This is a genomic window from Natronomonas gomsonensis, assembly GCF_013391635.1.
GTDB classification, from domain to species: domain Archaea; phylum Halobacteriota; class Halobacteria; order Halobacteriales; family Haloarculaceae; genus Natronomonas; species Natronomonas gomsonensis_A.
Map to the genome: position 1 here is coordinate 1,170,711 of NZ_JACAWU010000001.1, position 12,565 is coordinate 1,183,275.

The 12,565-nt window shown below is 65.7% G+C and carries 11 protein-coding genes; 4 read left to right on the top strand and 7 right to left on the bottom strand.

What is annotated here, in order from left to right:
• The first annotated feature begins 31 nt into the window (after nucleotides 1–31).
• Nucleotides 32–1,630, top strand: a complete 1,599-nt coding sequence (locus tag HWX69_RS06145; protein WP_178916203.1) for a COG1361 S-layer family protein — start codon at nucleotides 32–34, stop codon at nucleotides 1,628–1,630.
• 7 nt (nucleotides 1,631–1,637) lie between these two features.
• On the opposite strand, the gene HWX69_RS06150 is transcribed toward HWX69_RS06145, so the two are convergent.
• The 6 genes from HWX69_RS06150 to HWX69_RS06175 all read right to left on the bottom strand — a co-directional run bounded on the left by HWX69_RS06150 (nucleotide 1,638) and on the right by HWX69_RS06175 (nucleotide 8,631).
• On the bottom strand, nucleotides 1,638–2,438 hold the full coding sequence (locus tag HWX69_RS06150) for a ZIP family metal transporter (protein ID WP_178916204.1): 801 nt from the start codon (nucleotides 2,436–2,438) through the stop codon (nucleotides 1,638–1,640).
• 67 nt (nucleotides 2,439–2,505) lie between these two features.
• On the bottom strand, nucleotides 2,506–3,543 hold the full coding sequence (locus HWX69_RS06155; RefSeq protein WP_178916205.1) for a sodium:calcium antiporter: 1,038 nt from the start codon (nucleotides 3,541–3,543) through the stop codon (nucleotides 2,506–2,508).
• 55 nt (nucleotides 3,544–3,598) lie between these two features.
• The gene (gene gdhB / locus HWX69_RS06160) at nucleotides 3,599–4,906 is read right to left on the bottom strand and encodes a glutamate dehydrogenase GdhB (protein WP_394353427.1); all 1,308 of its coding nucleotides are present in this window, start codon (nucleotides 4,904–4,906) and stop codon (nucleotides 3,599–3,601) included.
• On the bottom strand, nucleotides 4,903–5,046 hold the full coding sequence (locus HWX69_RS06165; protein ID WP_178916207.1) for a rubrerythrin-like domain-containing protein: 144 nt from the start codon (nucleotides 5,044–5,046) through the stop codon (nucleotides 4,903–4,905). Before HWX69_RS06165 ends, gdhB begins: the two co-directional genes overlap by 4 nt.
• Before the next feature lie 115 nt (nucleotides 5,047–5,161).
• Nucleotides 5,162–8,029, bottom strand: a complete 2,868-nt coding sequence (locus HWX69_RS06170; RefSeq protein WP_178916208.1) for a bacterio-opsin activator domain-containing protein — start codon at nucleotides 8,027–8,029, stop codon at nucleotides 5,162–5,164.
• 53 nt (nucleotides 8,030–8,082) lie between these two features.
• A complete protein-coding gene (locus HWX69_RS06175; protein WP_178916209.1) occupies nucleotides 8,083–8,631 on the bottom strand; it encodes a GNAT family N-acetyltransferase in 549 nt (182 codons plus the stop codon).
• Nucleotides 8,632–8,854: 223 nt separating this feature from the next.
• On the opposite strand from HWX69_RS06175, the gene HWX69_RS06180 reads away from it, so the two are divergent.
• Both HWX69_RS06180 and HWX69_RS06185 read left to right on the top strand, forming a co-directional pair.
• Complete coding sequence (locus HWX69_RS06180; RefSeq protein ID WP_178916210.1) at nucleotides 8,855–9,223, top strand: SHOCT domain-containing protein; 369 nt, start codon at nucleotides 8,855–8,857, stop codon at nucleotides 9,221–9,223.
• Nucleotides 9,224–9,415: 192 nt separating this feature from the next.
• Nucleotides 9,416–10,549, top strand: coding sequence for an aminotransferase class V-fold PLP-dependent enzyme (locus tag HWX69_RS06185; protein WP_348642984.1), 1,134 nt, complete (start codon nucleotides 9,416–9,418; stop codon nucleotides 10,547–10,549).
• Between the two features lie 60 nt (nucleotides 10,550–10,609).
• Here the strand turns inward: HWX69_RS06185 and HWX69_RS06190 are convergent, their stop codons facing one another.
• Nucleotides 10,610–11,788: a thiolase family protein gene (locus tag HWX69_RS06190; RefSeq protein ID WP_178916211.1), complete on the bottom strand. Its 1,179-nt coding sequence runs from the start codon at nucleotides 11,786–11,788 to the stop codon at nucleotides 10,610–10,612.
• A 68-nt stretch (nucleotides 11,789–11,856) separates the two neighbouring features.
• Between HWX69_RS06190 and HWX69_RS06195 the strand changes: the two genes are divergently transcribed.
• A complete protein-coding gene (locus HWX69_RS06195) occupies nucleotides 11,857–12,489 on the top strand; it encodes a class I SAM-dependent methyltransferase (RefSeq protein ID WP_178916212.1) in 633 nt (210 codons plus the stop codon).
• Nucleotides 12,490–12,565: the final 76 nt, after the last annotated feature.

Genomic DNA, 12,565 nt, shown 5'->3' on the forward strand with positions numbered 1-12,565 from the left:
CACCCCGCATCGAACCTATCGAGGTGGCCCGATGAACCGTCTGCAGGTGGTCGTCGTGGCCGTGGTGGTGCTGCTCGTCGTCCCCGGGACGGCGACGGCAGTCGTCCGGGGCGAACCGGACCTCGAGGCGAGCGTCGGGGACACCACGCTCACGGCCGGTGAGGACGGTACCCTGGAGTTGACAGTCGCCAACAGCGCCGACCTCGAAGTGGCGTCGCTGTCGAACCCCGCGTTCAACGAACGCGTCACGACCGCCCGAGGGGTCGAAATCCGCCTCGACGACGGGAATCTTCCCTTCTCGGTCGACTCGCCGCGGCGAGTCGTCGGGGGCATTCCCGACGGCGCGAGCGCTACGATACCGTTCTCCGTCTCCGTCGACGACAACGCGACGGCCGGCACCTACCGGGTCCCCGTCGAGGTGGAGTACACCTACACGCGACAGATCGCCGAGTTGTCGGGCGTGACACAGCAGCGAACGCGCTCGCGGACGCTCAACGTCCGAGTTCGAATCGAAGCGGATTCGGAGAGTCGGTTCCGAGTCGTGGGGACGACCGCCGACGTTCGCGCCGACGACGGCGGCAGCGTCTCGGTGACGGTCGAGAACCGCGGGACAGAACCGGCCCGGGACACGGTCGTGACCCTCAGCTCTCCCAACGAGGGGTTCGACCTCGGCGGAGCGCCCACCAACAGCCGTCGAATCGGTGGAGTGGCCCCCGGCGAGCGGCGAACGGTGACGTACGCCGTCGACGTGAGGGAGGGGATTCGGGCCCAACCGTACGTCTTCGAGGCGTCGGCGAGATACCGGAACGCCGACGGCGAGATTCGACGCGACGACTCGCTTCCGGTGGCCGTGACGGTCGGGTCAGGCCTCCGTTTCAGCACCGAAGCCATCGATTCCGAGTTGTACGTCGGCGAGCAGGGAACCCTATCGGGGCAACTCAGAAACGAGGGCGAGCGGACGGCACGGAACGCCGTGGTCGTCATCGAGTCGTCGTCGCCGAGCGTCACAGTGTCCGAACGGGCGGTCGCCGTCGGCGACCTCGCCCCCGGGTCGTCGACGCCCTTCGAGTTCGCCGTCGACGTCGGTCCCGGCGCGAGCGAGGGCCTGCGGCCGTTCACGGCGACCGTCAACTACGAAACCGCCGACGGCGACACCAGGACGAGCGACCCGATTCGGCTCCAGCGGTCGGTCGGCGCCGACCGCGAGTTCTTCACCGCCGAAGCGGTGAACGCGACGTTCGCCGCCGACACCAGCAACCGACTCGTCGTCCGACTGACGAACGTCGGGGAGACGACGCGGACGGACGTGGCGGCACGGGTGGCGGCGACGCCGCCGTTCAGCAGCATCTCGCCGGAGGCGTACGTCTCCCGGCTCGAACCGGGCGAATCAGCCGAGGTCGCCTTCGAGGTGTCGATCGACGAGGACACCGTTCCGAGTTCTCATGCGCTACGGATGAACGTCACCTCCGAACCGGCCGATGGCGACGCCGCCGCTACCGACGCCTACCGGGTTCCCGTCGAGGTCGCCGAAGAGGATGATGCCGTCGACACCTCCTCGCTCGCTATCGTCGGAATCCTCGGCGTCGCGGTCGTCATCGCGGGGGGCTACTGGTGGGTTCGTCGGCGATAATTCGCCGTCACACCACAACGAGCAGTAGAATCATGCCGCCGCCCCCGGCGGCGAACCCGGCGACCAGTTCCCGGTAGCCCTTCCCGTCGAGTTCTTGTCCCGCCTCCAGCGCGTCGGGGATGAACTCGCTCAACACGAGATAAATCATCGCGCCGGCGGCGAAGCCGAACCCGGCGGGCAACAGCGGTTCCGCCAACTGGACGAACCCGAAGGCGATGACCGCGCCGAGCGGTTGGGGCAGCGAGGAGAAAATCGACCACCACACCATCTTCCACTCGGCGACGCCCATCGTCCGCAGCGGAATCGAGATGGCGACGCCCTCCGGGATGTTGTGAATCGAGATGGCGATGGTCATCGCGATGGCGAGGGTGGGGACGGTGAAGCCCAGAAGCGGGATACCCGACCCGAGATTGAGTTCGGCGAAGGAGACGCCGATGGCGATGCCCTCCGGAAACGAGTGGACCGTCAGGACGCCCAAGATGAGGACGAGTTTCTTGAAGTCGGCTTCCTCGTAGGTTCGGGAGTCGATGTCGGCGTCCATCAGCAGGTCGTTTGCGACCAACACGAGCAGGCCGCCGGCGACGAGTCCGACCGCGACTGTCGTCCACGGCCCTGCGTTCAGTCCTTCGGGGATGAGTCCGAATATCGAAGCGGCCATCATGATGCCCGAGGCGACCCCCCAGAGCCCCACGTTGAACTTCTCGGAGATGTCGGGGACGAAAAAGAAGGGGAGCGCGCCGATTCCAGTCGCCAGGGCGGTGATGAGTCCGGCGACGAAGACGAGCGTGTAGGCGGCCCAGTCGACCATGATAAGACGTGTGTGGTGTCGGGTGTTGAGGCTATCGACTCGCTGGCTTTCACCGACGGCGGGGCGCTCAGATGCTCTTGAGGAACGCGGTCGCGCCGACTGTCTCGGCGATGACCCACGCGATGAACAGCGCGTAGGCGACCAACAGGATGTAGGACTCGAAATCGGTCAACGAAAGTTCCGTCCGGAGCATCCCGAACAGCAGCACCGTCGCGAGCGTCAACACGCCCATCATCGGGACGGCCACCGCGAAGTCGATGGTGATGCCGCCGACGATGAGGACGCCGACCGGAATCGCCACCAGCAAATCGAACGTGTTCGACCCGAGGACGTTCCCGAGGCTGGTCAGTCCTTTCCCCGCTCGGGCCGACCGGACGCTCACGAGTAGGTCCGGGAGGCTCGTCGCGGCCGCGACGATAGTGAGTCCCGCGATAAACTCGGGGACGCCGAACGTTGCCCCGATGGATTCGACGCCGACGACGAGTTCTTCGACACCGACGACGATGACCGCGAGTCCGGCGAGGAGTTTCGCCCACTCCCGTCCGACCGGAATGCCGTCACGGAGGTCTTCGGCGTCGTGGTCGCTGACGTCCTGCCACTGAATGAACAGGTACAGCCCGTACAACAGGAGGGGAATCATCGCCAGCGGTCGCGTAATCTCTCCGGCGAGCGCCGGCCCGTCTGGCACCGGGGCGTAGATGACCGCGAGTGCGAACGTGATGATGAGCGCCGAGACGGCTATCATGTAGAACTGGGCTTCCTTGTAGACGATGGCGCGACTCGCTTCGAGCGGTTCGTCGGCGGCGAGACCGGCCAGCGCCGGGATGACGAGGATGTTGAAGATTGCCGACCCGACGATGCCGCCGACGCCGATGTCGACGACGCCGGCGAACGCCGAGAAGACGACGGTGGTGAACTCGGGGAAACTCGACCCGATTGCGACGACGATAGAGCCCTGGACGACCGCTGGCAGGCCGTAGTACGCCGACAGTTGCTCGGCGGCGCCTTCGAGCCAGCCGGTGCCGACCCACAGCAGGCCGGTCCCGAAGAGTATCAGACCGACGCTCACGACCGGCGTGTTCGGAAGGAAACCGCCGAGTACCATCTCGTCGGGACAATCTCTCGGTCGATAAATGAAGGCTCTGGATGGCGGTCCGGCCCTACGGCCAGAGGCCGCGCGCCTCGTGGGCGGCCGCGATACGCGTGAGGGCGACGATGTATGTCGCCTCGCGCCAGGTCACGTCGCGGGATTCGAACGTCTCGCGGATGGTGTTCCAGGCTTCGACCATCTCCGTTTCGAGTTCCTCGTTGACGCGTTCGAGCGACCACGACCGGCGGTTGATGTCCTGAAGCCACTCGAAGTAGCTCACGGTGACGCCGCCGGCGTTGGCGACGATATCCGGGATGACGGGAATGCCGCGTTCGGCGAAAATCGCGTCGGCTGCGATGGTCGTCGGGCCGTTTGCGCCCTCGACGATGATGTCCGCCTGGATGTCGTCGGCGTTGGACTCGGTGAGGACGTTGCCGATAGCCGCCGGAATCAACACGTCGACGTCCAACTCCAGCAGTTCGTCGTTCGTGACCGTCTCGGGGGCGTCGTGTCGAAGCACGCCCTCGTGTTCCTCGTGGTGGGAGGGAATCGACCGCGTGTCCAGACCGTTCCTGTCGTAGACGCCGCCGTTAACGTCGCTGACGGCGACGACGTTCGCCCCCCAGTCGTCGAGGAGTCGCGCGGCGTTGGCGCCGACGCTTCCGTACCCCTGGACGGCGACGGAGGTCTCCTCGATGTCCGTGTCGTAGTAGTCGATTACCTCTCGGGCGATGATGGCGACGCTCCGGCCGGGCGCCTCGTCTCGGCCCTCGCTGCCGCCGACTATCGGCGGCTTGCCGGTCACCACGCCGGGAATCGTCTCGCCTTCCTGCATCGAGTAGGCGTCCATCAGCCACGCCATCGTCTGGGGGTCCGTCCCCATGTCGGGGGCCGGGATGTCGAGTGTCGGGCCGATGGCCGGTCGCATCTCCTGGGCGAACCGGCGGGTGAGCCGTTCTTTCTCCTTGTCGCTCAACCCCTTGGGGTCGACGGCGATGCCGCCCTTCGCACCGCCGAACGGGAGGTCCATGACGGCGCACTTCCAGGTCATCCACATCGCGAGGCCCGCGGACTCGTCTCTGTTCACGTCGGGGTGGTACCTGAGACCGCCCTTGTACGGGCCTCTGACGCTGTCGTGTTGGGCTCGATACCCCGTGAACACCTCCACGGAGCCGTCGTCCCGTTCGATGGGGACCGTAACCTCGTGGACCTTCTTGGGGTGTCTGAGTCGTTCGACGATGCTCGGGTCGATATCGACGTACTCGGCGGCGTACTCGAGTTGCCGGCGAGCGGTCTCCAGTGCGCTTTCGGGTTCGGACGACTCCGTTGTCGTCTCTTCGGAGTCGTCACTCGGGGTCGTACTCGAAGCCATTCTCATTCGATGGGTGTCCCGCGGTTCCGGAGGTCACCGCCACAGTCGGGACAGGAACCGGGGCTCTCCGCGGAGACCACGACGGTTCCGCACTCGAAGCATTCGTACCGCCGTTCGGCGTTCTGGGTTTGGATTTTGTCTCGCATGGTGTCGGGAGCAGTGTCGCTCGAATCGCTCGCGCTCTACACTCGGGTAATAGGTGTATAAGGGAATATTCGGCGGTTGGTTATCGAACCTTCTGGTGTATTGGGGGTTGGATAATCAACCTTCTGCTGCCGATTGGGCCGCTGAAACGCCGATGTCGTCGAACAGCGATTCGAACAGCGTCCGTTGGACGGCCCGTATGTGGTTGTAGAACGCCGTCGAAGAGATGCCGAGCGTCGCCGCGACGTCCTCGCCGGTGCTCTCGCGGGGGGTGTCGAAGAAGCCGCTGTAGTAGGCCGTCTGAACCACTTCGAGTTGCCGGTCGGTCAGGCGGTCGAAGACCCGCGAGTACAGGTCCCGTTCCGTCGAGCGGTCGAACGTCTGTTTCGACTGCAGTCGAACGTCGTCGAACGACTCACGGACGAGTCCCGTGATGTGTCGCACGTCGATGCTCTCGGGGATGTCGACGACGAGCGTCGTCGTCGTCGGGTTCGCCGAGACGCTCCGCAACACCGCGCCGTGGTCGGCCAACTCGATTGCGAGGAACGGACTCGACAGGCCGAGTCGGAGGAAACCGCCGGCGCTGTCGGCGCTGATTCGGTGGACCGTCTCGATGGAGTGAAGCCCCCGTGCGGCCATCTCGACGACGTCGATAGGGGTGTCCTCGACGGCGACGAAGACGTAACTCCCCTCGGCGGTCTGTTGGATGCCGCCCTGATAGGTGAGTGTACAGTCGGCCTCCGCGGCGAGTCGAGAGAGGACGAACCGCTGGTCGTCGATGGATAACTCGACTCGCGTCATCGAGGTGGTGAGCAGCGCGTTCTTCCGCTCGATTGCGCTTATCGCCGCCGCAATCGTCTCGCCGAGTTCCGCGATGACCGTCCGCAAGGTGCCCTCGAAGGCGTTCTGGGTCCGCGCGTACACCGTCAGGACGCCGTAGGTGAGTTCGTTGTACGAAAGCGGGATGCTCAACACCGAGAGGTAATCCCGCGACAGCGCGTCCTTTCGCCACGCCTCATCCCGGAGTCGCGCGGCGACGTTCGACACCAACGTCACCTCCCGCGTGGCCGCTGCCCGTCCAACGGGTTCGTCGGTCGTCTCGTCGACGTGGAACGTGCGACTGTCCAGATACCCCTGTTCGTCGCCGGCCCACGCCTGCGGTTCTATCGTGTCGGTTCGAGGGTCGACGGCGCCGACCCACGCGAATGCGAACCGGTCGTCGTCGGTGAGCAGTTCACACACCGTGTGGTCGATTTCCTCGCGCGTCTCCGCCTCGACGAGCGCCTGGTCGATTTCGCGAATCGTCTCGTTGATTCGGTTCAGCGCCGTCAGTTGGTCGTTCCTGTGTTGGAGTTCGCGGTCCTGTTCGCGAAGGCGGCTCTCACGGGTCACGCGGTCGAGTGCGGCCTCGGCCGTCGCCGCGAGCAAATCGGCGAGTTCGCGCGTCACGTCGTCGAAGGCGGCGACGGTTTCCGACCCCGCGACGAACACGCCGTGATTGCCGAGCGGAATGAACGCGGCGCTCCGGAGGTCCGTCGCACGGTTTTCGAGCCGGTCGGACTCGTGGACGTCGTCGAAAAACAGCGGTTCGTCCTCGACGAAACTGTAACTCGTCAACCCGCCGTCGTTGGCGTGGACCGCTCGCAGCGGCCCGTTCAGCCGCTCCATCTCGGCGGAGTGGACCACCGGGTCGAGGTCGTTGTCGTCGGCGTCGAACAGGTAGACGGCGCTCGCGTCGACGTCGAGGACGCTCGCGGTGTCGTCGACGACGTGCTGGGCGATCTCCCGGTGGGTTTCGGCGTACAGGAAATCCCTCGCCGTCCCCTGGAGCGTCGCCAGCGCTTCCTCGCGTTGCTTCCGTTTCGTGATGTCCCGACAGCTGTAGAGGAGCGTCCCGTCCTGAATCGACACCTCCCTGACGTTGACCAACAGGGTGTGTTCCCGTCCGGCCTTGTCGGTGGCGGTACACTCGATGTTCTTCAACACGCCCTCTTCGGCGAGTTCCTCGCGGTCGAAGAGGTCCGGACCGAGCAGTTCCGCTATCGTCCCCAACTCGCGGATTTCCTCGACCGTGTAGCCGAAGATGAAGTGAACGTTCGGACAGACGTAGGTGTACTCGCCGGACTCGTCGGTAATCAACACCGTGTCCGTCATGTTGTTCAGCGTCACCCGATGGAGTTCCTCGGATTGCCGGAGGTCGCGCTCGAGGTCGACCCGTTCGGTGATGTCGACGGCTTCGACGACGATGGAGACGATACCCCCCCGGTCGTCGCGAACTGGGCGGGCCGAGAGGTCGACGACGCGCTCGGTTTCGTCCGCGGCGCCGGTGACGACCGCGTTGCCGAAGGTGCCGTCCATCGCCGTCTCGACGATTCGGCGCACGTCGGCCCGCGTCTCCGCCGCCGCCGGCCCCCACGGGAGCGCCCAGAACGGCTCGCCGATGGCGTCTTCGACGCCTGTTTCGACCATCTCGCGGGCGGTTTCGTTCATCCGGGTGAGCGTGCCGTCCGGGTCGAGCACCCACGTGGCCGTCCGGCTGTCTTCGAAGATGGCATCGAACTGCCTCGCGCGGTCTCGTCGGGTCCTCGTTTCTCGGGCGGCGTCGACGCTGCGTTCGATGCGGGTGAGCACGTCGTCGACGTCGACGCGCTGTCCGTCGAGGGCGATGTAGTCGGTGACGCCGGCGGCGATGGCGTCCGCGGCGACGGCTTCGCTCCCCGAAGCCGTGCCCAGTATCACCGGGAGCGTCTCGGTTTCGGCTCGCACCGAGCGGAGCAACTCCACGCCGGTCGACTCCGGCAGGGCGTACTCGCTGAGGAGACACTCGACCGATTCGTTTCGAACGGTTTCGAGCGCCGCCGCGGCCGTGGCGGCCCGCTCGACGACCGCGTCGGTGTGGGTGGTCAACGCGTCGGCGACCGTCTCGACCCAGTCGGCCTCCCCGACGAGCAGGATTCGAGTCGAACGGAGCGTCGCAGTCGGCATTGCTCGCCGGTAGACGGCCCGGACGTTTCAACACACCGCCGCAGGCCCGGGTGTCACCGACCGAAATCGGCCAGCGTCAGTGCCATCGTGATGTCGTAGTTGGTCGTCTCGACGACCGAGAACCCCACGTCGTTGTAGAGGTTGACCGCACGGCGGTTCTCCCGCTCGACGAGGAGCCAGACGTACTCGACGCCGTGTTCCCGCCCGTAACTCAGCGTGGCTTCCAGTAGCCGAGTGCCGATACCCGCGCTGTGGTAGTCCTGATGGAGGAAGATGGCCAACTCACAGCGTCCGGGCTCTTCCTCGATGAGGACTGCCTGTCCGACGGCGCGGTCGTCGTGCCACGCCAGCACGCAGTAACCCGACACCATCACGTCCAGCCACTCCTGCAGTCGCGTCTCGCGAACCGGCGGAATCCCGAGCGAGCGGTGTGCCGAATCGAAGTCGTGGTACATCGCAAGGAGGGCGTCGTACTCCGAGTCGACCGGGCCGTCGCCGTAGGCCCGGACCTCGATGTCGCGGCCCGTCGCGTCCCGAAACGACAGCGGTGGCGGCTGGGTCCCCGCCTCGGTCCCCAACTCTGGGAAGTGACCCCCATACATCGATGCCCACCACTACGACGGGGGTTACAGTAAACGTGTGGACCGACCGTACTCCCCGGGCGGCGGTCGCGGATTCCACGGACAGTGACCGAACCGAGATAGATTGGTTTTGATACGTGGTGCTTTTCCGCACTCTGCTTTCTTATCTAAGACTAACACCACGATATCCGATGCTTTCTGAGCAGCAACTGTGTTGAATGCAGGGGACGTATATCTACACGTTATGACAACCAACACCGACGACAGTCGACTCCTCGCGATACTGCTCGTCGTGGTCGGCGCACTCGTCGTACTCCCTGCCCTGTTCATGGGGTTCGGAATGATGGGGTACGGCTCGATGATGAGCGGAACGTGGGGCCACGGAATGTGGGGCGACGGAACGGTCTCCGGCTGGGTCGTTCTCGCGGGACTCCTCTTCCGACTCCTGTTCCTCGCGGCCATCGTCGCCGGGGGCTACTTCCTCTACCGGGCGATGACCGGGTCGGACGGCGACGACACGGCGCTCGAGGAACTCCGACTCGCGTACGCACGCGGCGACCTCACCGAGGAGGAGTACGAAACGCGACGCGAGAATCTCCAACGGGACTCCTGAACGCCCGTTGTCGGTGATGCTGTTCTGTGGTCGTCGTCTCGGGTACGCGAACGTGGACCGAAATTAAAATTGCTTGTATTTCACAATACACACAAGACTTTAGCCGCGAGGCGGTCTATTCGAAACCATGACCGATTTAGCGACCGAGCGAATCGACCGCGAGTGTCGGGTCCACCGAGGAGGCGTCCTCGCGTGAGTTCCCGTCTGGACGGCCGGTTGACCCCGCTGGAACTCCGTGCGGACATCCCCGCACTCGAATCGACCGCCTACTTCAACACCGGCGCCAGCGGGCCGAGTCCGCGCTACGTCGTCGAGACCGCCGAATCCTACACCGAGCGCCACGAGTACGACGCCCACGCGTCCGGCGACCCCTACCCGCTCGCCTTCGGCACTTACGACGAGGTCCGCGAGACGGTCGCCTCGTTTCTGGGCGCTCACCCCGACGAAATCGCGCTCACCGAGAGCACGACCGACGGCATCAACCGCTTCGCCGGCGCCCTCGATTGGAACTCCGGCGACGTGGTCGTCCGGACGGATCTGGAACACCCCGCCGGCGTCCTGCCGTGGGAGCGACTCGAACGCGACGGCGTGGAGGTCCGCGTCGTCGAGAGCGAGGGCGGACGCCTCGACCAGGCGGCGTTCGAGGCGGCCGTCGAGGACGCGAAACTGGTGTGTCTCAGCGCCGTCTCCTGGACCCGGGGTACGAAACTGCCGGTCGCGGAGTTGACCGACATCGCCCACCGACACGACGCGCTGGTGTTGGTCGACGCCGTACAGGCCCCCGGACAGATGCCCGTCGACGTCCGCGAGTGGGGCGCCGACGCCGTGGCGGCGGCGGGCCACAAGTGGCTGCTCGGCCTCTGGGGCGCCGGCTTCCTCTACGTCCGCTCGGACCTCGCCGAGCGACTGGAGCCGACCGCTATCGGCTACCGGAGCGTGACCGACTCGGGCGCCACGCCCTTCGAGTACGAGGCGGGCGCACGCCGGTTCGAAATCGGGACGACGAACCCCGCCGCTCACGTCGCCTTACAGGAAGCCATCGGCGTCTTCGAGGACATCGGCCTCTCGACTGTGTCCTCGCGCATCGAACGGCTCACCGACCACCTGAAAGCGAACATCCCCGAGGACCGCCTGCTCGGGCCGCGGTCCTACGAGTCCGGACTCGTCCCCATCGCCGTCGACGACGCCGGAGAGACGGTCGAACGGCTCGCCGACCGGTCTATCGTCGTCCGGGCGCTGCCGGGCGAGGAGGCGATTCGCGTCTCGGTCCACGCCTTCAACACCACCGACGAAATCGACCGACTGGTCGAGACGTTGGATTTCTGAGCCGTCAGCCACTGTTCGACAGGTAGGGTTCTCGTGATGCCGAAAAGCCACCGCTCGCGTTCAGCAGCGGCGCCACAGTGACATGATTGCCCCGCCTCCCCCGATACTCATTCCCGAGAGCCCGTACTCCAGCCCCTCGTCGTGGAGTTCGTAGGCCAGCGACGCCGTAATCATCCCGCCCGATGCGCCTATCGGGTGGCCGAAGGCGACGGCGCCACCGCGGGGATTCATCTTCTCCCGCGGGATGTCCAGTCGTTCCATGACGTACACCTCCTGGGCGGCGAAGGCTTCGTTGACCCAGAACGTTCCGATGTCGTCGACGGCGAGATCGTTCGCGGCGAGGAGCTCCTCGATGACGTCGGCGACAGCCTCGTTGAACTCGTCGGGACTCCGGTAGACGACGTGGTAATCGAGCAGTTCTGCCATCGGGTCGACGCCGGCATCCTCGGCCGCTTCCCGGTTCGCGAGGAGGACGGTGCCAGCGCCGTCGGAGAGCTTCGATGCGTTGGCTGGAGTGACGGTCCCGTCCTCGCGGAACGACGGCCGAAGGTCGGTGAGGTCCGCCATCGTCGATTCGGGGCGCGGTCCCTCGTCGTGTTCGAGCGTGCCCTCCGGCGTCTCGACGGGAACGATTTCGTCGTCGAAGAGCCCGCCATCGATGGCTTCGGCTGCGCGGCGGTGACTCTCGAGGGCGTAGCGGTCCTGGGCCTCCCGTGAGAGGTCGTACACGTCGGCGTGGCGGTCGACGAGCCGTTCAGCGATTTCGCCCATGTGGACGTCGAGGTTGACGTCCCACAGCGAATCGAGAATCATCGAGTCCTTCAGCGTGACGTCGCCGTGTCGCGTCCCCGTCCGGTAATCCGGAAGTATCCAGGGGGCGTTCGTCATCGACTCGAACCCGCCGGCGACGGCGACGTCTATCTCGCCGGCCGAAATTCGGTCCGCGGCGAGCGTGATGGCTCGTAGCCCCGACCCCGAGGCTTCGTTGATCGTCGTCGCCGGGGTGTCGTCCGGCAGCGTCGATTCGACGACGACCTGCCGGCCCGGTACCTGTCCGATACCGGCCTGGATGGCGTTGCCGAGTGCGACCCACTCGATTTCGGAGGCGGGGAGTTCGGCCCGCTCCAGCAGGCCGTCGACGGCGTGGCGGCCGAGTTCTCTGGCCTCGACGTCGGTGAGTGAACCGAGCAACGTTCCGTGCGGCGTCCGCGCCGCCTCGAGAAGGACCACGTCGTTCATGTCTCGAACGTTCGTCGTGATGTGACAAAAACCCACACGGATAAGCGGGGGCGAGGCGAAGTAGACGTATGCCCGTAACCGAACCGTTCGAGGAGCACACCGACCGGTACGACGAGTGGTTTCAGGAGTACGAACACGCCTACCGTTCCGAACTGGCGGCCCTCGAGCGACTCGTCGGCGACCCGGGTCGTGGACTCGAAATCGGCGTCGGAACCGGCCGCTTTGCGGTGCCGCTCGGAATCGAGGTGGGCGTCGACCCCTCGACGAGGATGCTCGAACGCGCCGCCGAGCGCGGCATCGAGGTCATCGGGGGTGTCGCGGAGGCGCTCCCGTTCCGCTCGGGAACCTTCGACACCGCACTCGTCGTGACGACGATTTGCTTCGTCGACGATATCGCCGAGACGCTGCGGGAGGCACGCCGAGTGCTCGCTCCCGGCGGCCGACTCGTCGTCGGGTACGTCGACAGCGAGAGTCCGCTCGGCGAACGGTACGAAGCGAAAAAAGCGGACAATCCCTTCTATCGGGACGCGACGTTCGTCTCGACGGCGGAACTCCTCGAAGCGATGGAGTCGGCCGGCTTCGGGTCGTTCGAGTCCGTCCAGACGGTGTTCCGAATGCCCGAGGAGATGACGGAACCGGACCGCGTCGAGTCGGGCCGCGGCGAGGGCTCGTTCGTCGGCCTCGCGGCGACGGCTCCGTAGCTACCTGACTCAAGGAGAGAGTCCCGTCCTTTAGGGCGGGCGTGAATCCGACACTCCACTTCACAACCCACGTTCG